19 protein-coding genes and 2 pseudogenes are annotated in these 16,953 nt (G+C 74.5%); 10 read left to right on the top strand and 11 right to left on the bottom strand.

The features are described 5' to 3' along the window. Together VIU94_RS00600 and VIU94_RS00595 are read right to left on the bottom strand one after the other, a co-directional pair. Nucleotides 1-361: pseudogene (locus tag VIU94_RS00600) on the bottom strand (molybdopterin-binding oxidoreductase); the annotation flags it as partial. A gap of 15 nt (nucleotides 362-376) precedes the next feature. Beyond that, nucleotides 377-1,180, bottom strand: coding sequence for an alpha/beta fold hydrolase (locus VIU94_RS00595; RefSeq protein WP_331906314.1), 804 nt, complete (start codon nucleotides 1,178-1,180; stop codon nucleotides 377-379). 43 nt (nucleotides 1,181-1,223) lie between these two features. Here VIU94_RS00595 and VIU94_RS00590 point away from each other — a divergent pair, with 43 nt between their 5' ends. Next, nucleotides 1,224-1,922, top strand: coding sequence for an Rv1733c family protein (locus VIU94_RS00590; RefSeq protein WP_331906312.1), 699 nt, complete (start codon nucleotides 1,224-1,226; stop codon nucleotides 1,920-1,922). A gap of 26 nt (nucleotides 1,923-1,948) precedes the next feature. On the opposite strand, the gene VIU94_RS00585 is transcribed toward VIU94_RS00590, so the two are convergent. Continuing rightward, nucleotides 1,949-2,617, bottom strand: a complete 669-nt coding sequence (locus tag VIU94_RS00585) for a helix-turn-helix domain-containing protein (protein WP_331906310.1) — start codon at nucleotides 2,615-2,617, stop codon at nucleotides 1,949-1,951. A gap of 140 nt (nucleotides 2,618-2,757) precedes the next feature. On the opposite strand from VIU94_RS00585, the gene VIU94_RS00580 reads away from it, so the two are divergent. Continuing rightward, complete coding sequence (locus VIU94_RS00580; protein ID WP_331906308.1) at nucleotides 2,758-3,357, top strand: CBS domain-containing protein; 600 nt, start codon at nucleotides 2,758-2,760, stop codon at nucleotides 3,355-3,357. Nucleotides 3,358-3,478: 121 nt separating this feature from the next. Here VIU94_RS00580 and VIU94_RS00575 read toward each other — a convergent pair whose 3' ends face one another. Both VIU94_RS00575 and VIU94_RS00570 read right to left on the bottom strand, forming a co-directional pair. Further along, nucleotides 3,479-3,778 (bottom strand): DUF1876 domain-containing protein, encoded by a 300-nt coding sequence (locus VIU94_RS00575; RefSeq protein ID WP_331906306.1) that lies wholly within the window; start codon nucleotides 3,776-3,778, stop codon nucleotides 3,479-3,481. 84 nt (nucleotides 3,779-3,862) lie between these two features. Continuing rightward, nucleotides 3,863-4,618: a VOC family protein gene (locus VIU94_RS00570; protein WP_331906304.1), complete on the bottom strand. Its 756-nt coding sequence runs from the start codon at nucleotides 4,616-4,618 to the stop codon at nucleotides 3,863-3,865. Nucleotides 4,619-4,898: 280 nt separating this feature from the next. Between VIU94_RS00570 and VIU94_RS00565 the strand changes: the two genes are divergently transcribed. Then, nucleotides 4,899-5,537 carry a hypothetical protein gene (locus VIU94_RS00565; RefSeq protein ID WP_331906302.1) on the top strand — a complete coding sequence of 213 codons (639 nt, stop codon included), beginning with the start codon at nucleotides 4,899-4,901 and terminating at the stop codon, nucleotides 5,535-5,537. A gap of 31 nt (nucleotides 5,538-5,568) precedes the next feature. Here the strand turns inward: VIU94_RS00565 and VIU94_RS00560 are convergent, their stop codons facing one another. The 3 genes from VIU94_RS00560 to VIU94_RS00550 all read right to left on the bottom strand — a co-directional run bounded on the left by VIU94_RS00560 (nucleotide 5,569) and on the right by VIU94_RS00550 (nucleotide 8,250). Continuing rightward, on the bottom strand, nucleotides 5,569-6,987 hold the full coding sequence (locus VIU94_RS00560) for a L,D-transpeptidase (RefSeq protein WP_414720859.1): 1,419 nt from the start codon (nucleotides 6,985-6,987) through the stop codon (nucleotides 5,569-5,571). A gap of 148 nt (nucleotides 6,988-7,135) precedes the next feature. After that, nucleotides 7,136-7,621, bottom strand: coding sequence for an SRPBCC family protein (locus VIU94_RS00555; protein WP_331906298.1), 486 nt, complete (start codon nucleotides 7,619-7,621; stop codon nucleotides 7,136-7,138). A 131-nt stretch (nucleotides 7,622-7,752) separates the two neighbouring features. Beyond that, on the bottom strand, nucleotides 7,753-8,250 hold the full coding sequence (locus VIU94_RS00550) for a TetR/AcrR family transcriptional regulator (RefSeq protein ID WP_331906316.1): 498 nt from the start codon (nucleotides 8,248-8,250) through the stop codon (nucleotides 7,753-7,755). A 189-nt stretch (nucleotides 8,251-8,439) separates the two neighbouring features. Between VIU94_RS00550 and VIU94_RS00545 the strand changes: the two genes are divergently transcribed. Continuing rightward, nucleotides 8,440-9,618: an FAD-dependent monooxygenase gene (locus VIU94_RS00545; protein ID WP_331906296.1), complete on the top strand. Its 1,179-nt coding sequence runs from the start codon at nucleotides 8,440-8,442 to the stop codon at nucleotides 9,616-9,618. 33 nt (nucleotides 9,619-9,651) lie between these two features. Here VIU94_RS00545 and VIU94_RS00540 read toward each other — a convergent pair whose 3' ends face one another. After that, on the bottom strand, nucleotides 9,652-10,629 hold the full coding sequence (locus VIU94_RS00540) for an oxidoreductase (RefSeq protein ID WP_331906294.1): 978 nt from the start codon (nucleotides 10,627-10,629) through the stop codon (nucleotides 9,652-9,654). 69 nt (nucleotides 10,630-10,698) lie between these two features. On the opposite strand from VIU94_RS00540, the gene VIU94_RS00535 reads away from it, so the two are divergent. The 3 genes from VIU94_RS00535 to VIU94_RS00525 all read left to right on the top strand — a co-directional run bounded on the left by VIU94_RS00535 (nucleotide 10,699) and on the right by VIU94_RS00525 (nucleotide 12,553). After that, nucleotides 10,699-11,361, top strand: a complete 663-nt coding sequence (locus VIU94_RS00535; RefSeq protein ID WP_331906292.1) for a DNA-binding response regulator — start codon at nucleotides 10,699-10,701, stop codon at nucleotides 11,359-11,361. Between the two features lie 71 nt (nucleotides 11,362-11,432). Next, on the top strand, nucleotides 11,433-12,005 hold the full coding sequence (locus VIU94_RS00530) for a PadR family transcriptional regulator (protein ID WP_331906290.1): 573 nt from the start codon (nucleotides 11,433-11,435) through the stop codon (nucleotides 12,003-12,005). Nucleotides 12,006-12,097: 92 nt separating this feature from the next. Further along, the gene (locus VIU94_RS00525) at nucleotides 12,098-12,553 is read left to right on the top strand and encodes a peroxiredoxin (protein ID WP_331906288.1); all 456 of its coding nucleotides are present in this window, start codon (nucleotides 12,098-12,100) and stop codon (nucleotides 12,551-12,553) included. A 79-nt stretch (nucleotides 12,554-12,632) separates the two neighbouring features. Here the strand turns inward: VIU94_RS00525 and VIU94_RS00520 are convergent, their stop codons facing one another. Next, nucleotides 12,633-13,076: a cupin domain-containing protein gene (locus VIU94_RS00520; protein ID WP_331906286.1), complete on the bottom strand. Its 444-nt coding sequence runs from the start codon at nucleotides 13,074-13,076 to the stop codon at nucleotides 12,633-12,635. A gap of 52 nt (nucleotides 13,077-13,128) precedes the next feature. Here VIU94_RS00520 and VIU94_RS00515 point away from each other — a divergent pair, with 52 nt between their 5' ends. The 3 genes from VIU94_RS00515 to VIU94_RS00505 all read left to right on the top strand — a co-directional run bounded on the left by VIU94_RS00515 (nucleotide 13,129) and on the right by VIU94_RS00505 (nucleotide 15,996). Beyond that, on the top strand, nucleotides 13,129-14,184 hold the full coding sequence (locus VIU94_RS00515; RefSeq protein WP_331906284.1) for a GlxA family transcriptional regulator: 1,056 nt from the start codon (nucleotides 13,129-13,131) through the stop codon (nucleotides 14,182-14,184). Nucleotides 14,185-14,280: 96 nt separating this feature from the next. Then, nucleotides 14,281-14,724, top strand: coding sequence for an RrF2 family transcriptional regulator (locus tag VIU94_RS00510; RefSeq protein ID WP_331906282.1), 444 nt, complete (start codon nucleotides 14,281-14,283; stop codon nucleotides 14,722-14,724). A 90-nt stretch (nucleotides 14,725-14,814) separates the two neighbouring features. Further along, a complete protein-coding gene (locus VIU94_RS00505) occupies nucleotides 14,815-15,996 on the top strand; it encodes a globin domain-containing protein (protein WP_331906280.1) in 1,182 nt (393 codons plus the stop codon). A gap of 90 nt (nucleotides 15,997-16,086) precedes the next feature. Here the strand turns inward: VIU94_RS00505 and VIU94_RS00500 are convergent. Then, nucleotides 16,087-16,953: pseudogene (locus VIU94_RS00500) on the bottom strand (hypothetical protein); the annotation flags it as partial.

The following is a 16,953-nucleotide window of genomic DNA, read 5'->3' as shown; positions in this document are numbered from 1 at the left end:
GGGTCGCCGCGGCCACCGCGCCGACGACCCCGAAGGCCATCAGTCCGGCCGCGCCCGCCCCGCGCCGCCACAGCTCCCACCGGCCGAGAAGCACGGCGACGACGGCGAGGACGACGACGATGCCGATCTGAAGGACCGTCTTGTCGCTCTCGCCGAAGGTGCGGATGGCCCATTCCTTGACCGGCGCGGGCGTCAGATCGATCGTGGAATCGCCGACCGCCGTCACGGGCCCGGCCTCGGGCCGCACGGCGACGGCGACCAGCTCGGCGACCGCCAGCGCGGCGAACCCGGACACCGCACCGGCGAGGCACGCGAACAGCCGGTCCGTGGGGCTGGGCGTCGACAGCGGCGGAGTACTCACCCGCACATCATCCGGTCAGGGCCGCACGTCCGCCAGGAACCCGGCCAACAGCGCGTGCAGTGCGTCGGGCCGTTCGAGATGCAGGTCGTGCCCGGTGCCGGGGACGCTCGCCGCGTACGTGTCGGGCCGTCTGTCGAGCATCTCGGCGGCCTCGTCCCCGTCGACGAAGCTGTCCTGGCCGAGCACCGCGAGAGCCGGGCAGGCCACCCGCTGCCACTCGTCCCACCAGGAGCGCGTCGTGTTCTCCGCGAGCGCGCCGACCATGACGTCCCGGTCGAACCGCGGCCACCAGCCGTCGGCCCGTTCCTCCAGACCGGCCGCCCAGCCCTCGCCGACGGCCCCGCCGCCGAGGAACGACACCGCCGCCTCCCGGGACGCGAACGGCGCCGGCCAGCTGTCGAGCCAGCCGCCGACGTGGTCGGGGCCCTCGGGGTGCGGCCCGCCCGGCGACGCTTCCACCAGGACGAGGGCGGCGGCCCGCGCCGGGTGCGCGGCGACGGTGAGCAGGGCCGTGTGGCCCCCGAGCGACTGGCCGACGAGGACGGCGCGGTCGATGCCCAGGGCATCGAGCACCGCGACGACGTCGCCGACGTACGCGGCCCGGGACACGTCGGCGGGCCGGCGGTCGCTCGCGCCGTGACCGCGCTGGTCGACGGCGACGACGCGGTGGCGCGGCCGCAGCAGCCGGGCCGTCGCGTCCCACTCCCCCGCGTGTCCGGCCAGGCCGTGCAGCAGGACGACCGGCGGGCCGTCGCCGCCGCCGTCTCGGACCGCGAGGGCCACCCCGTCCCGTACGACCGTCCGCTCCTGCCACTCCATGCCAAGTGCCCCCTCCACCTGCTCCGATCGAGCGAAGTCGATCATGGCACGGGGCACCGCGTGCCGCATCGGCGGCGAGGCGGCCCGCCGCGTGGCGGCCTCCGGTGGCCGGGAGCACCCTGGAGAGGAGGCCCTGCGAAGGGTGGTGGGAACGATGCCCGCACCCGTGTGGAGACAGGATTGGCGCGACCATCCGCTGCGCCGGCCCGTCGACGTAGTCGAGGCCTGGGCACTGCTCGCGGTCGGGGCGGCGATCTGGGTCGGAGCGCCGGTCGCCGGTCTGGCGGCGGGCTGGTCCATGCAGAGCCACGACCGGGCCGTCGCCGTCGAGCAGGCGGCCACCCGGGACCGGGTCGACGCCGTGGTCCTGGAGAACGCGGCGGACGCGGCGTCCTCCGGGTACGACGAGGGGCGGGGCATCAAGGTCCACGTGAAGGTCCGCTGGGTCGACGGCGACGGTCAGCGGGGCCAGGGCAAGGCGCTCGTCCGCGCCGACACCAAGCGCGGCGAGCACACGCAGATCTGGCTGGACGAGAAGGGCCGGGTGACCACCCCGCCGCTCAACGGCACGGACATCTGGCTCGGCTCGGCGACCATCGGCGCGAGCGCGACCGCCCTGGCGGCCGGCACGGCCGCGGTGGTCGGCATCGGCGTCCGCAGGGTCGCCGACCGGCGGCGCGCGGCGCAGTGGGAGTACGAGTGGCGCCGCATGGGCCCGGACTGGACCCGTGGGCACGCGTGAGGTCATGGCCGCGGTCGACGGCGGTGTCAGGCTCTCGCGAGCAGGATCCGGCGGCCGGTGACGCGGCGGGGCGCGAGCAGTGTCCAGTGGCTGCCGTCGCCGCCCTCCCAGGGGCCGCCGTCGGCACGGCCGGCGAGCCGTTCGACGGCGGCGGGGTCGGTGACGTCGTGCACCGGCCCGACCAGCAGGACGCTCCAGCCCTGGCCGGACGCCTCGTCGATGTGGTCGGCCTCGAAGGCGATCTCGGCGCCGCCGGACGCGGTGGGCCCACCGGAAGCGGTGCTGCGGAAGGCCACCTCGCCCTCCGAGACCAAGTAGTTCACCGGCAGGACGGCCGGGCCGTCCGGGGTGCTCAGGGCGATCCGGCCCACGCCGTGCGCGTCGAGCAGCTCCCAGCAGCCGGCGGCGTCGAGCTCCACGGTGCGGAGCATTGCGGCGGGCGGGCGACCCTCGATCGCGCCGGTCAGAGCGGGGACGGTGGTCTCAAGCGCGTCGGCGAGGCGCAGCAGGAAGGCCACGCCGGGCGTGGCGGGCTGCTCCTCCAGGTACTGGATGTAACCGGGCGCGGAGCCCGCCCTCAGGGCCAGCTCCTCGCGGGACAGGCCGAGCTCGTGCCGCCGGGCGGCCACCCGGCGGCCGACGTCGCCACGGGGGTGCACGGGCGCGGTACGGGGCGCCTGCGTCTCTCGGTGCATCGGGGCCACCACTCCTCGTCCGGGCCCTCGGCCCCTCCGGCGGGGAACCACCTCCATGGAACCACCCGTTCCGTTATCGGGACACCGGAGACGCCGGTGCCCGCGCCCCCGTGCGGGGGCGGAGAAGGGACAAGCGAGCGATGAGGCACAGGAGTGTCGCCGATCTCATGACCCCGACGGCGATCGCCGTGCAGCGCGGCACGCCGTTCAAGGAGATCGCGCGGCTGCTCGACGAGTACGGCATCACCGCCGTACCCGTGGTCGACGACGACGAGCGGCCCGTGGGCGTCGTGTCCGAGGCCGATCTGCTGCGCCGTCACACCGAGAAGAACGGGCCGAGCACCGCCGAGGGCATGATGTCCAGCCCCGCCGTGGTGGCCCTGCCCATGTGGAGCGCGGTCGAGGCGGCGCGGGTGATGGAGAAGCACCGGATCAAGCGGCTGCCGGTGGTGGACGACCACGGCCGGCTGATCGGCGTGCTGAGCCGCAGCGACCTGCTGCAGCTGTTCCTGCGCCGGGACCGGGCGATCCAGGAGGAGATTCTGGAGGAGATCGTCACGAGCACGCTCCGGCTCCCGCCGTCGGCCGTCACGATCGACGTCTCCGAGGGCCATGTGACGCTGAGCGGCACGCTCCCGCGCCGGAGCCTCGGCCCGATCGTCGTCCGGCTGTGCGAGACCGTGGACGGCGTGGTGCAGGTGGAGGACCGGCTGACGTACGAGGAGGACGAGGCGGCGTAGCACGCGAAAGGGCCGGTCGCGGCCTCGTTGGATGAGGCGTCACGGCGCGCGGTGGCATGCGCGACTCGGGGCACGCGTCCTTTCGGGCACCGCGCCCTGTGCCGTCACCCCTCACCGCGGATCAGGTCACCGCCTCCGGCCATCCGTAGCCGGGGCCGGTGTGCTGCGGCACGGTGTCCGCGCCGACGGCTTCCATGTCCCGGTTGGCCACGCGCATCAGCTGCGCCGCGAGGTCCTTCATGGCGCGGCTGGCCGCCAGTTCGTCGCCGATGGCGGGGACGTCGACGTCCGACGGGTTGCACCTGGCGGTGCCCTTGCCGGTGACTTTCGCCTTGCCCATGTCGAGTTCCGCACGGGCCTTCGTCGTGCCCTCGTCCTCGGTCAGGCTCAGGCCGACCGTCCACTGCAGCGTGCGTGTCATGGCCTGCCTCCTTGTCCGCGGACCATTCCTGTTCCCAGGATCCACCCGGCGGACGGCGAACGCACACCGCCACCGGCCCGGATCTCAGAGCTGTGGGAGGGAGGGCGCGGCAGCGCCGGTGTCGCCGATCGTGAACATGCCGCCGTCCGGGTCCCGGAGCGTCGTCCAGCGCCCCGCATCGTCGCCCCGCGCGCCCCGTACGACGCTCCCGCCGAGCCGGACCGCGGCCTCGGTCGCCGCCGCCACGTCGGGCACCCGGAAGTGCACGTGCCAGCGGGGCCGCACCTGCGGGTCGGGGGCCTCCTCGATCGCGCCGCCGCTCAGCCGCGCGACGGCCAGGCCGCCGTGGCGCAGGACGACCTGCTCGCCCTCGTACGAGACCTGGCAACAGCCGGGCCGGTCGGACGCCCAGTCGAGGACCTCGCCGTAGAAGATCGCCGCGGCGAACGCGTCCCGGGTGCGCAGCTCCAGCCAGGCGGGGCCGCCGGCCGCGGCGTCGGAACGCCAGTCCGGGATGGCCTTGCCCTCCCAGATGCCGAAGACCGCGCCCTGAGGGTCGGCGGCGAGGGCCGCGCGCCCGGTGCCGAAGGACAGCGGGCCGACGGCGACGGTGCCGATCCGCTCCCGGATGCGGGCCGCGGCGACGTCCGCGTCGTCGACGGCGAAGTACGGGGTCCAGGCGACGGGGATGGACAGGCTCCCGGCCATGGCGCCGATGCCGGCGAGGGGACGCCCGCCGAGGAAGCCCACGGAGAACTCGGGTCCGAGCTCGGACGGCCGGAACCGCCAGCCCAGAACCTCGCCGTAGAAACGCTGCGCCGCTTCGAGGTCGCGTGCCATCAGGCTGACCCAGCACGGCGCGCCGAACGCTTCGTGATGTGGCGTCGACACCGCTGTCAAACCTCATCCCTTGCGGGTGACCGGACCCTGGAACGCTAACCCGGTTGGGGACGCGGCGCAGCCAGGGACGACGCCCGCCGCCCGCGGGCAGCGGGCGCGCGCGGCCATTCGGCGGCATCCGGATGCGGCCGCGCCCGCCCGCGGGTGTCATGTTCTCGACGGGGCACGGCGTCCGCCTGCGGGCCGGTCGTGTTCCGCCTCGCCCGGACGGAGGACCGCCATGACCCGTTCCACCGGCGCCCGTGCGGTCCGCGCGGCGCTCGCGGCGGCCCTGGTCGCGCTGTCGGCGGCGTGCGGCGCGGTCGGCGATGGCCGTACTCCGCCGACAGCGGGCGGGCAGCCGAAGCACGGCGCGGACGAGACCTGGTTCACCACCTCGGGCGTCACCCCTGAGGACCCGGCGGTGCTGCTCCGCGAGCTGCGGGCGGGGCGTGCGCCGAAGGCGTTGGGCCTTGTCCGTTCCGGGGCGAAGGCCGGGGCCTCGTACGCCTACGTCAACTGGGAGTGGTCGCTCTGGCCGCCCGGTCTGCGGCCGGTCGGCGTGGCGCTGACGCCGGTACGGGCCCGGGACACGACGGTGGCCGTCGGTCCGGTCCGGCGGCACGGCCAGGTACCGGAACTGTCGCTGCGAGTACGGGCCGACAGCGGCGCGGCCTGGACGGCGACGCTGCGCGAATGGCAGCGCGCGCCGCACACGTTCGCCGGGCCGTCGACGGCCGGCGGCGCCTCGCGTGCCGGTGCGCGGCGGGCGGGGTTCACGTACCAGTACGTCGTCGAGGGCGAGCCGACCATGGAACCGCTCGAAGGCCCGGCACAGCCCGAAGGCCCGGTGGAGCACTCCGTTCCGCGCCGTCCCTGACCGCCTCGCGTAGGCACCTTCCGACCGGCCGTCAGACGTCGGGCCGCAGCGGGCCGCCCGCGCCCTGCGCGCGGCTCCACGCCGCCCCCACCGTGCTGCCGCGCTGCCAGTCGTCCCAGCCAAGGTTCCAGTCGCCGAAGCCGTTGTCGAACGGGCTCATCTCCTCGCCCTCTCCGTTGACCACCTGGACGATGTCGCCCTCGCGCACGGTGGCGAACAGCCAGGCGGCGTCCTCGGTGCTCATGCCGGTGCAGCCGTGGCTGACGTCCTCGCTGCCCTGCGCGTCCACGGACCAGGGGGCGGCGTGCAGGTACTCGCCGCTCCATGTCACGCGGGTCGCCCAGCGGACCTTGAGGTCGTAGAAGTCCTTGCTCTTCTTGGCGATGCCGATGGTGTCCCCGCGCATACGGACCAGGCGTTCCTTGCCGAGGACGACCTTGATGCCGCCGCGGGTCCGGTAGCCGGCCTTGCCGGTGGTGACGGGGATGGTCCGGACGACCTGCCCGTTGTGCCGGACGGTCATGAGGTGGGCGGAGACGTCCGTGACGGCCTCGACGCGGTCGCCGGTGGTGATCGTGAGCGCGCGGGACGGGCCGCCGAGGAGCCGGTCGGTGATCTGGACGCCGTCAAGTCCGGAGCGGACGCGGACGGTGGCGTGGGCGGGCCAGTACGTGCGGGGCCGGTAGTGCAGGGTGGTCGGGCCGACCCAGTGCCAGGCCCCGTCGACGCGCGGCTCGGAGCCGACCTCCAGGGCGCGTTCGACGGCGCCGCGGGCGCGCAGGTCGTCGGCGGGCACGGGGTGGCTGAGTTCGGCGGTGAGCGGCTGGCCGACGCCGTAGCGACCGGGGCCGGGGCCGAAGGCGACGGTGAGCCGGCCGTCGTCCGCGGTGGCCCGTGCGGTGCTGAAGTGCAGGCGCGTGAAGCGGCGTTCACGGGCCGCGCCGGGGCCGGATCCCTCGACGGCGAGCCGGGCTGTGAACCGTCGGCCGGCGGCGATCGGGCCGGTGCTGGTCCAGCGGGTTCCGTCGGGGCTCAGGACGCCGGCGAGGCGGCGGTCGTGCGCGTCGGAGACGGTGGCGTCGGCCAGCGTGCCGGGCGACTTGAGCCGGATCTCGACCGGACCGCCGGGCCGGGCTGCCAGAACGAGGCCGGGGTCGTCGGGTCCTTGCTCGGCCCCCGCGGTGTCCTGGTCGGGGTGGGTGGTGAGGACCGCCGTACGGTGCAGGGCGGCGGTCGCGGCGCAGACCCCGTCGGCGTCGGCGCAGTCGTCCACGACCGCGGCGGCGTCGGCGAGGGTGCCGGCCACGGAGAAGACGGCCTCCCCGTCCCCGGAGGTCCGGACTCCGCCGTCCGCGGGCCGGTCCGTGCCCGAAGGCTGGCCGGCGGTGGTCAGCAGGACGACGCCCGCCACGGCCGCCACCGCTCCCCAGCCCTTCGCGATCCCGTGCACCGATGCCAACGCGGCCTCCCCGTTCGTCCTGGGATGTCCGAGCATCAAAGCGGACGGGATCGGAAAAGATGATCAATAGGCCGGGCGTGGCGCGGGTCCGGCCCCGGAGACGACTCGAAAGCACCAACGCCGGGGCCGCGGCGGGGCGTCAGCGAGCGGGCTCGGGCAGGGGTTCGCCGGTCTCGAGCAGGGTCTTGAGGCTGGAGAGCAGTACGGGCCAGCCCTCGCCGATCAGCCCGCGAATCGTTCCCCCGGGCTCCAGGTCGTCGTGCACGACCGTCAGTTTGACGATGTCGCCGGACGGCTCGATCTCGTACGTCACCTTCGAGCGCCGCTCGGCCGCGAGCCGGGCGAGCACGTCGGCCTCGATGCCGGCGATCCGCGCCCACTCCTCGGTGAAGGTGTGCCAGGTGTACGAGAGCCGGCGGCCGGGGGTCGCCTCGATCACGAGCTGCTCGGGGTCGGCGGTCTTCCGCCCGGCCTCGTCCCAGACCATCGTCGCCCCGGGGGTCCACTCCGACTCGAAGGCCACGCCCCAGTACTGCCGGGTGAGCTCCGGGTCGGTCAGGGCCTTCCAGAGGTCGTCGGGCGTGGTGAGGATGTACGTGGTGTAGACGAACGCGTTGCTGTCCATCGGGGTCTGCTCCCATACGGTTCCGGGCGGCGGGTCCCTCGTTCGTACGACTGCGGGACGAGCGGTCCCGGTCCGACACGCCGCCGGGGTCACCCGCCTCGCCCAGTGCGCCGAGGCCTGCCTGGATCCGCCTACCGCCGCAGCGCGGCGACGACGAGTCCCTCGATCTCATCCTCCGTGAGGGATCCGCCGGACACGACCCGGTCGAGGACGAGACCGTCGACGCAGGCGAGCAGCGTCAGCGTGCGCGCCTCGGGGTCGCGCACGCCCCGGCCCGCGAGGAAGCGGCGCACCGCGTCGCGGCCGGGGTTCTCGCGGGGGACGAGGATCTCCCGCAGTTCCGGATCGCGCACGCTCTCGACCGCGCAGGCGTGGCGGGCGAGGGAGCGGCGACGGCCCTCGCCGGTCAGCCGGGCCTCGGCGAGCGCGGCGATGCCTCGGACGAGTTCGGCGGCGTCGCGCGGCTCCCCGGCGCGCTCGCCCGCCGCCCGCAGCTCGGCCTGGTCAAGGTCGACGAGGCGGCGGACCAGGGCGGTCAGCAGGGCGGAGCGGGTGCGGAAGTACGCCGAGGTGGTGCCGACGGGAAGGCCTGCGGCGGCGTCGACGGCGCGGTGCGTCAGGCCGCGCATCCCGGCGTCGGCGAGGACGCCGAGGGCTGTGTCGGCGAGGAGGGTGCGGCGGTCGGGGCGGTCCTGGCGGTCGGCGCGGCCGGTTCTGTCCGTGGTCACCACCCCTTTCTACACCTGTAGAGGAGGCGGAGTACGCTCTGCCCACGGCATCGCTTCTACAGATGTAGAAGTCGAGGGAGGGAGCAGGGCATGGGCAGGACCGCTGTCGTCGTCGGCGGAGGGATCGGCGGGCTCGCCGTCGCGATCGGGCTGCGCCGCGTCGGCTGGGAGGTCACCGTCGTCGAGCGGACCCGGGTCCTCGACGACGCCGGGGCCGGGATCTCGCTGGCCGCGAACGGGCTGCGCGCCCTCGACGCCCTCGGCGTGGGCGCCCAAGTCCGGGCCGCCGCCCGCGGCCAGTACACCGGCGGCACCCGCACGCCGCAGGGCGCGTGGCTCGCCCGGATGGACGGCGCCGCCCTCGAACGCGCCCTGGGGACGCCCATCGTCGGCATCCCGCGCGCCGCACTCCACGCTCTCCTGCGCGCGGAGCTGCCGCCGGAGTGCCTGGTCCCCGGCGCGCGCATGACGGCTCTCGACCGCTCCGCACCGGGACGGGTCCGGGTCGCGTACGAGCACGACGACGGCCGACCGGACGAGGCGGAGCCGGATCTCGTCGTCGGTGCCGACGGAATCGGCAGCGGGACCCGCGCCCTGCTCTTCCCGGACCACCCGGGCCCGGCGCACAGCGGCTCCACGGTGCTGCGCGCGCTGACGAAGGGCCCGGTGGAGGCGGGCTCCGACTTCGAGATCACCTGGGGCCGGGGCACGGAGTTCGGCCACATCGCCCTCACCGACGGGCGGGCCGAATGGCACGCGGTGCTCAACTCCCCGGCCGGGCTGCGGTACCCGAACCCGCTCGCCGAGATGCGTCGCCGGTTCGCGGGCTGGCACGAGCCGATCCCGGCCCTGCTCGACGCGACCGATCCGAACGACGTGCTGCACCACGACATCGGCGAACTGGCCGACCCACTGCCCTCGTTCGTCGCAGGCCGGGTCGCGCTGCTCGGCGACGCCGCCCACGCCATGACCCCGCACCTCGGACAGGGCGCCTGCCAGGCCCTGGAGGACGCGGTGGTCCTGGCCGCCCGGATCTCCGAGGGCCCGGACGTGGCGCGGGCGCTCGCCCGCTACGACGCCGAGCGCCGCCCCCGCGCGCAGGGCGTCGCCGCCGCCGCGCGACAGGCGGGCCGCATGGGCCAGCAGCTCGCCCACCCGGTGGCCGTCGCCCTGCGCAACACCGCCCTGCGCTTGGCTCCCTCGGGCGTGGCCGTCCGCATGATCCTCCAGCATGCCGCGTGGACCCCGCCGAGGCTGCCGGGCTGCTGACGACGGGTCACTACCTCAGGTCATCGCCTCGCGTCACGGCCTCGCGTCACCGCCGAGCGCGTCCACGGCGGCCAGATCCTCCGTGTCCAAGCGGAGCGCGGCCGCCGCCACGTTGTCCTCCAAGTGGGCGAGCGAGGCGGTGCCCGGAATGGCGAGCACGGCCGGCGAGCGGGCGAGCAGCCACGTGAGGGCGATCTGGGCCGGCCTCGCGCCGTACCGTGCGGCGATCTCCGCGAGCCGGGGCGAGCCGAGCAACTCCTCCCCGCCGAGCGGGAAGAAGGGCGTGAAGGCGATGCCCTGGCGGGCACAGGACCGGAGAAGCTCGTCGTCACCCCGGCGGCTCGCCGTGTACCAGTTCTGCACCGTCGCTACTGGGGCTGCCTCCTGCGCCTCGGCGAGCTGGCCCGCGTGGACGTTGCTGAGCCCGAGGTGCCGGATCAGGCCTTGCTCACGCAGCTCGGCCAGGACTCCGAAGCGCTCGGCGACCGACGCCGCCGTGTCGGCGAGCTGCACCCGCAGATGGACGAGGTCCAGGTGGTCGCGGCCGAGTTCGCGCAGATTGCGGTGGACGGCTGCGCGGAGCCCGTCCGGGCCGGCGGGCGGCAGCCACTGACCGTCCGGGGAGCGGTCGGGGCCGACCTTGGTGGCGATCACCAAGTGTTCGGGATACGGGTGCAAGGCCTCGCGGATGAGGGCGTTGGCGGCGAGGTCCTCGTAGAAGTAGAAGGCCGCCGTGTCGATGTGGTCCACCCCGAGTTCGACCGCCCGGCGCAGGACGGCGACGGCGCGCGCCGGGTCGCCCTTGGGGCCCTCGAAGCCGCGGCCGGCCAGCCGCATCGCGCCGAACCCCATGCGGGCGACCGGCAGCTGCCCGCCGAGGTTCCAGTACCCGGCCCGGCCGGCCGGGACCGCACGGTCCGTGGGTGCCACATGGTTCGCGCCCCTCGGTTCCCTGTGGTTCGCGTCCGCTCCGGCGCCGGCGATGGTCGTGTCGTTCGCGTCGATCGTCATGCCGACATCCTGGGAGCCGTTCCACCGACTTCCGAGCGGTTGGCCACTTGCTGCCACACTGGGCGGACCATGACGTCCGACCACATCGTGACCCTGCGGGGCGAGGCCGAGCTGGCCGAACGGGCCGGCCATCTGTTCGGCGCCGCCCGCGAGGAGTTCCTGTGCGCGGCCGCCGACCTGGTGACCTGGTCGGCGGGCGTCGAGTCGGCGTTCGCCCGGGGCTACCGGCCGTCCGCGCGCGACGGTCTGGCCATGCGGAAGGTGTACTCCCCGGCGGCGACGGGCGACCCGGAGTCCGAGCGCCGGCTGCTGCGGATCGCCGACGCCGGCGCGGACGTCCGGATCACCGCCGTGCCGCTCGCCCGCGAGGCGATCGTGATCGACCGGCGGATCGCGATCCTGGCGGGCGGTACGGACCGGGGGGCGCGGACGTACAGCGTGATCAGCTCCCCGGAGGTCGTCGAGAGCGTCCGCTCCCTGGTCCACGCCACCTGGGAGGCGGCGACGGACGTCCGCGCGTACCTCGGCCGGGCCCGGCCGCCCGCGCTGGGCGAGGAGGCGCGCCGGGTCCTGGACGCCCTCGGGGCCGGCTACACGGACGAGGCGGCGGCCCGGCACCTGAGCATGTCGCTGCGCACGTACCGGCGGCGCGTCGCCGAGGTGATGGCGGCGCTGGGCGCGGAGTCCCGTTTCCAGGCGGGAGTGCGGGCGCGCTCGCTCGGCGCGGACTGAGGCACGGGTCGTCTGGCACCTCGTCGATTAGGTGCGGAATCGATTAATCGCAAAACTGCTACCGTGGCCGGATGTCTCTCAAGCACGCGGTGCTGGCCGCCCTTCTGGAGGGCGAGTCCTCCGGATACGACCTGGCCAAGATCTTCGACGTGTCCGTGGCCAACTTCTGGGCGGCCACGCCGCAGCAGTTGTACCGGGAGCTCGAGCGGCTGGCCGAGGGCGGTCTCGTGGCGGCGCGCGTGGTGCAGCAGGAGCGGCGGCCGAACAAGCGGCTGTTCCGGCTGACCGAGGCGGGGCGGACGGAGCTGCACGCCTTCACGGCCGCCGAGCCGCGCCCCACGGCGATCCGCGACGAGCTCATGGTGCAGATCCAGGCCGTCGACGTGGGCGACGCCGAGGCGGTCAAGGCCAGCGTCGAGAAGCATGTCGACCGCACCCGCCAGCGGCTGGCCCGCTTCGGCCGGCTCCGGGAGCACATGCTGGCCGGCCGGGACGAGGCCACGTACCTGCGCGAGGCCGAGCGGGTCGGTCCGTACCTCACCCTGACGCGCGGACTCTCCTTCGAGCAGGAGAACCTGCGGTGGGGCGAGCAGGTCCTCGTGGTCCTGGCCGCCCGCAGCGGGAATGAGCACCAGGGAGAATGAACGCGGGTCCGGCGTCGACCTGGAGCCTTACCCTCCGGTAGGGTCACGGCGGCCCGCAGGGAGCGGGGCGATCCGGAAGGGGCGGAAGTCGGATGAACATCGGTGACGTCGTCGAGGACTTCAGCCTGCCGGACGAGACCGGCACGGTCAGGACGCTCGGGGAGCTGCTCCAGGACGGCCCGGTGGTGATGTTCTTCTACCCCGCCGCCATGACCGCCGGCTGCACCGCCGAGGCCTGCCACTTCCGCGACCTGGCCGCCGAGTTCCGGGCCGCGGGCGCGCAGCCCGTGGGCGTCAGCGGCGACTCGGTCGACCGCCAGCAGGAGTTCGCCGACCGGCACAGCCTCGGCTACCCCCTGCTGTCCGACCCGGAGGGCGCGGTCCGCGCCCGCTTCGGGGTGCAGCGCGGCTTCTCCCTCGCCCCGACGAAGCGGGCGACGTTCGTCATCGACCAGGACCGCACGATTCTGGAGATAGTCCGCAGCGAGTTCCGGATGAGCGCCCACGCCGACCGGGCGCTGGCGGCGCTGCGCACCCGTACCCGCTGACACCCGCTGACACCCGCTGACACCCGCCGACACCCGCCGACACCCGCCGACACCCGCTCGCAGGGGGCCGGCCGGTCCCTCACATGGCGAGTCCGTGGCCGGTGGTCGCCTCCACATGGTCCGGCAGTTCGTCGTGCCGGTCGCCGACCGACAGCGTCCCGGAGGGCTCGAACATCAGGATCGACGCGCCGCCCGGGGCGGACGGCCGGTGCTCCGTGCCGCGCGGGACCGTGAACACCGCACCGCGCGGGAGCACGACCGTGCGCTCGCCGGCGGGCTCGCGCAGCGCGATGTTCAGCGTGCCGTCCAGGACGAGGAAGAACTCGTCGGTGTCGTCGTGGGCGTGCCAGACATGCTCGCCCTCGACCTTGGCGACGCGTACGTCGTAGTCGTTGACGCGGGTGACGATGCGGGGGCTCCACAGCGCGTCGAACGAGGCCAGGGCCCGGGCGAGGTCGACGGGTTCACGGCGCGGGTCGGCGGCGTCGGTTGCGGTGGCGGCGGGGGTGTCTGCGTGGTTCATGCCTCCATCGTCCGCCTCGCCGCACCACCCGCGTGAGTGCTAGAAATCGCATATGTCGCAAGGATCCTCGCACCGCGTCGTCGTGATCGTCGACGCCGACTCGAACCCGTTCGAACTCGGCTGCGCCACCGAGGTGTTCGGTCTGCGCCGCCCGGAGATCGGCAGGGAGCTGTACGACTTCCGGCTCTGCGCCCCGGACCCGCGGATCGTCATGCGGGACGGGTTCTTCACCCTCACCGGCGTGGCCGACCTGGACGCGGCGGACGACGCGGACACGCTCATCGTCCCGAACCGGCCCAACGTCGAGACGCCGCGCCGCCCCGACGTACTCGACGCCATCCGGCGCGCCCACGCCCGCGGGGCCCGGCTACTCGGCTTCTGCAGCGGCGCGTTCACGCTGGCGGAGGCCGGCGTCCTCGACGGGCGGCGGGCCACCGCGCACTGGCAGTGGGCCGACGTCTTCCGGGCCCGCTTCCCCGCGGTCCAGCTCGAACCGGACGTGCTGTTCGTGGACGACGGGGACATCCTCACGGCCGCGGGCAGCGCGGCCGCGCTCGACCTGGGGCTGCACGTGGTGCGCCGCGACCACGGCGCGGAGATCGCCGCCGCGGTGAGCCGCAGGCTGGTGTTCGCGGCCCACCGGGACGGCGGGCAGCGGCAGTTCGTCGAGCGGCCGGTGCCGCAGACTCCGGACGAGTCGCTGGCACCGCTGCTCGCATGGGCGCAGGAACGACTCGGCGCGCCACTGACGGTGTCCGGCCTTGCGGCCCGGGCGGCGGTCAGCCCTGCGACGCTGCACCGGCGCTTCCGGGCCCAGCTCGGCACGACTCCGCTGGCCTGGCTCACCGGGGAGCGGCTGGCACTGGCCTGTCGGCTGATCGAGCGCGGCGAATCCCGCTTCGACGTGGTCGCGCGAAGCAGCGGGCTCGGCACGGCGACCAATCTGCGGGCACTGATGCGACGCGAGACGGGCCTGTCCCCGACGGCCTACCGGGACCGCTTCGGGCCCGGTGAGGGGGCCGACCGCTTCGGGCCCGGCGAGGGGGCCGACCGCTTCGGGCCCGGCGAGGGGGCCGACCGCCCCGCGCCGCTCTCACCTTCGACCTGAGCCTCAACCTCAAGTCGAGCGTCAGGGTGAAGGTGAAGGTGACAGTGTGCGGACCCTGAATACGAACCTCACATACCGATTTGCTACGGTCGCGGCGTGCGGTTGACGAAATTCACCGACCTGGCGCTGCGTGCCGTCATGCGCCTGGCGGTCTCCGAGCAGGACGGCTCGGCCACCACCCGCGAGGTGGCCGAGACCATGGCCGTGCCCTACGCCCACATGGCCAAGGTCGTCACGCGACTGCAGCACCTCGGCGTCGTGGAGGCGCGCCGCGGGCGCGGCGGCGGGCTCGCCCTGACCGACATGGGTCGACGGGCCTCGGTCGGCTGGCTGGTGCGGATGCTGGAGGGCGAGGAGGAGGTCGTCGCCTGCGAGGGCGATCCGCCGTGCCCGCTGCGCGCCGCGTGCCGGCTGCGCGGAGCGCTCCGGTCAGCCCAGGAGGCGTTCTACCGCACGCTCGACCCTCTCACCGTCGCGGACCTGGTCGAGTCCCCCGCCGGGCCGGTACTGGTCTCCCTCTCCGCGCCCCGCTCCGACTGACCACTCCCCCCTGCCATCCACGCCATCCGTTCGGGCCGCGATTCAACGTGCCCGAAAATACGCAGATCATCTACCAGAATTGGAGTCGGGATGCTCTCCGAGCAGGCCACCCAGGTCGTCCGCGCCACACTTCCCGTGGTCGGAGCCGCCCTCGACGAGATCACCGAGCGGTTCTACGCAGGGCTGTTCACCGCCCACCCCGAGCTGCTGCGGGACGTGTTCAACCGGGGCAACCAGGCCACCGGCGACCAGCGGCGTGCCCTCGCCGGCTCCATCACCGCCTTCGCCGGAGCGCTACTGGAGCACCCGGACAGCCGCCCTGACGTCATGCTCGGCCGCATCGCGCACAAGCACGCGTCCCTGGGCGTGACCGCCGACCAGTACAAGGTCGTCCACGAGCACCTGTTCGCCGCCATCGTGGAGGTCCTCGGCGAGGCCGTCACGCCCGACGTCGCCGCGGCGTGGGACGAGGTGTACTGGCTCATGGCGAACGCGCTCATCGCCCTGGAGTCGGGCCTCTACGCGCAGACCGGGGTCGCGGACGGCGACGTCAGGCGGCCGATGGAGATCGTCGAGCGGCACGAGGAGACGCCGGACACGGTCTCCTTCCTGCTGCGGCACGCCGACGGCCGGCCCACCGAGGCGTTCCGCCCGGGCCAGTACGTCAGCGTCCAGGTCGAACTGCCGGACGGAGCGCGGCAGATACGCCAGTACAGCGTCTCCTCCGCCCCCGGCCGCCCGCACTGGCGCATCACCGTCAAGCGGGTCGGCGGCGACCCGGCCGGCGAGGTGTCCTCCTGGCTGCACGCGCACGCCGCGCCCGGTGACGTCCTGTCCGTGTCGACCCCGTTCGGCGACCTGGTCCTGCCTGAGGGCGACGGACCGGTGCTGCTCGCGTCCGCGGGCATCGGCAGCACCCCCATGCTGGCCATGCTGGATCACCTGGCCGCGAGCGGCTCAAGCCGCCCGGTCGTCGTCGTGCACGCGGACCGCTCCCCCGCCGCGCACGCCCACCGGGCCGAGCTGCTGCGCCTGGTCGACGCACTCCCCGACGCCCGGCTGCACCTCTGGTACGAGGAGCCGGGCGACGCGGACGCCCGTCGGGGCCGCGCCGAGATCGGCCTGCTGGACCTGCCGGCCGGCACCACCGCGTACCTCTGCGGCCCGCTCCCTTTCATGCGCGCGGTGCGCGGCGACTTGCTCGGCCGGGGGGTCGCCGCGGCCGATGTGCACTACGAGGTGTTCGGCCCGGACCTCTGGCTCGGCGCCTGACGCCTTACGTCTGCAGTCGACGCCCCGGCCTCGAAGCCCGGCCGGTCAGGCACCGGATGGTCAGGTGCCGACCGGTCAGCCGCCGGACGGTCAGCCGCCGACCGGGGCGACCGCGTCGCGCCAGACCTTCACGTCTACGTTGATGTAGTCCTTCGTGTCCGGAGCGGGGGCCGTGCCGCGGAAGGTGATCAGGCCCACGTGGCCGTCTCCGCCGATCACGCAGAGCCGGTCGCCGACGGAGAGGTCTTTCACCCACACGTACTTCTCGCTGCCGCTCTGCGCGAGGCACGCGGCCGCCGTCCCCGCGGCGCGGGGCGCCAGGCGGGTCAGCTGGCTCCCGCTCGTCGAGCCCGGGGCCACGACGGCCCCGGAGGAGTACACGGCGTACGTGAAGTCCTCGTCGCTGGTGCCCGCGTCGGCCTTGGCCCGTACGGGCCGGTCGGCCAGGTACAGGTCATGGCTGGCGGTCATGCGGATGCCCGGGTAGACGACGGCCGCCGGCGCGGCCGGGGCCGTGGCGGTGGGCTTACGGGAGGCACGCGGCGTCCGGGGCGCGGTCGGCCCGGCGGAGGCGTCCGGGTGCGTGGGGCTCGTGGACGCGGACGGCCGTCCCTTCTTCTTGTCCGCGGGCTTCTTAGAAGCCGAGGCGGACGGCCCTCCGGAGCCGGCGGTGGGCTGCTCGGCCGTGGGCGTCGCGGACCGATCGACCCGGCCCGTCGCGCCGGTGCTGCGCCCGCCGGGCTGCAGGACGCCGGACAGGATCAGGGCGCCGGTGAGGGTGGCCGCGGTCAGGACGACCGCCCCGGCCACGATCAACCCGGTACGTCGCGGCGTGCGTGCCGCGAGGGGCCCCGTCGGCGCGGAGGCGAGCCCGCCTGCCGGCGCTCCCGGGCCCGTGGGACCGGGAGCGAGGGATGCGGCGTACGGCTGCCCCGGGCCCGGCACCGCGGGACCGGA

This window comes from Streptomyces sp. (assembly GCF_036566765.1).
Lineage (GTDB): Bacteria > Actinomycetota > Actinomycetes > Streptomycetales > Streptomycetaceae > Streptomyces.
This window is presented reverse-complemented; position numbering and strand designations above follow the sequence as displayed.

What these genes read in the sequence shown, in the direction of transcription:
- VIU94_RS00530 (WP_331906290.1), top strand. Translation starts at nt 11,433, where the DNA reads ATGTCTCTCAAGCACGCGGTGCTGGCCGCCCTTCTGGAGGGCGAGTCC.
- VIU94_RS00570 (WP_331906304.1), bottom strand. Translation starts at nt 4,618, where the DNA reads ATGGCACGCGACCTCGAAGCGGCGCAGCGTTTCTACGGCGAGGTTCTG.
- VIU94_RS00595 (WP_331906314.1), bottom strand. Translation starts at nt 1,180, where the DNA reads ATGGAGTGGCAGGAGCGGACGGTCGTACGGGACGGGGTGGCCCTCGCG.
- VIU94_RS00520 (WP_331906286.1), bottom strand. Translation starts at nt 13,076, where the DNA reads ATGAACCACGCAGACACCCCCGCCGCCACCGCAACCGACGCCGCCGAC.
- VIU94_RS00545 (WP_331906296.1), top strand. Translation starts at nt 8,440, where the DNA reads ATGGGCAGGACCGCTGTCGTCGTCGGCGGAGGGATCGGCGGGCTCGCC.
- VIU94_RS00535 (WP_331906292.1), top strand. Translation starts at nt 10,699, where the DNA reads ATGACGTCCGACCACATCGTGACCCTGCGGGGCGAGGCCGAGCTGGCC.
- VIU94_RS00575 (WP_331906306.1), bottom strand. Translation starts at nt 3,778, where the DNA reads ATGACACGCACGCTGCAGTGGACGGTCGGCCTGAGCCTGACCGAGGAC.
- VIU94_RS00585 (WP_331906310.1), bottom strand. Translation starts at nt 2,617, where the DNA reads ATGCACCGAGAGACGCAGGCGCCCCGTACCGCGCCCGTGCACCCCCGT.
- VIU94_RS00515 (WP_331906284.1), top strand. Translation starts at nt 13,129, where the DNA reads ATGTCGCAAGGATCCTCGCACCGCGTCGTCGTGATCGTCGACGCCGAC.
- VIU94_RS00565 (WP_331906302.1), top strand. Translation starts at nt 4,899, where the DNA reads ATGACCCGTTCCACCGGCGCCCGTGCGGTCCGCGCGGCGCTCGCGGCG.
- VIU94_RS00525 (WP_331906288.1), top strand. Translation starts at nt 12,098, where the DNA reads ATGAACATCGGTGACGTCGTCGAGGACTTCAGCCTGCCGGACGAGACC.
- VIU94_RS00555 (WP_331906298.1), bottom strand. Translation starts at nt 7,621, where the DNA reads ATGGACAGCAACGCGTTCGTCTACACCACGTACATCCTCACCACGCCC.
- VIU94_RS00550 (WP_331906316.1), bottom strand. Translation starts at nt 8,250, where the DNA reads ATGCGCGGCCTGACGCACCGCGCCGTCGACGCCGCCGCAGGCCTTCCC.
- VIU94_RS00540 (WP_331906294.1), bottom strand. Translation starts at nt 10,629, where the DNA reads ATGACGATCGACGCGAACGACACGACCATCGCCGGCGCCGGAGCGGAC.
- VIU94_RS00580 (WP_331906308.1), top strand. Translation starts at nt 2,758, where the DNA reads ATGAGGCACAGGAGTGTCGCCGATCTCATGACCCCGACGGCGATCGCC.
- VIU94_RS00590 (WP_331906312.1), top strand. Translation starts at nt 1,224, where the DNA reads ATGGCACGGGGCACCGCGTGCCGCATCGGCGGCGAGGCGGCCCGCCGC.
- VIU94_RS00505 (WP_331906280.1), top strand. Translation starts at nt 14,815, where the DNA reads ATGCTCTCCGAGCAGGCCACCCAGGTCGTCCGCGCCACACTTCCCGTG.